Below are 238 nucleotides of genomic sequence, written 5' to 3' on the forward strand. Positions count from 1 at the left end.
CGGTCACGCTACAAAAAAGCAGTTTTGAACCGACAACAATGGCTGAACAACTCACGCTACTGACCCTTGATGATTTGCATAATCATGTTAGCGCATTTTACAAAAAGATTTATCTTGAAGGATTAGTTTACGGGGATTGGCTGGTTGAAGAAGCTCAGCTACTCGCCAAGCGTTTGCAGCATTTATTATCTTTGGTAACAAAGCCAAGCGCTGAAGCATCTCGCGAACTTATCAATCT

At 42.0% G+C, this 238-nt stretch carries 1 protein-coding gene; it reads left to right on the forward strand.

Translation table 11 applies throughout. The annotated features are described in order from the left end of the window. Positions 1–238: hypothetical protein (locus tag AAEZ03_RS28795; RefSeq protein ID WP_350583413.1), on the forward strand; the 238-nt coding region annotated here is incomplete at both ends.

Source organism: Pseudomonas sp. HY2-MNA-CIBAN-0224 (assembly GCF_040310285.1).
Classification (GTDB): Bacteria; Pseudomonadota; Gammaproteobacteria; order Pseudomonadales; family Pseudomonadaceae; genus Aquipseudomonas; species Aquipseudomonas helleri.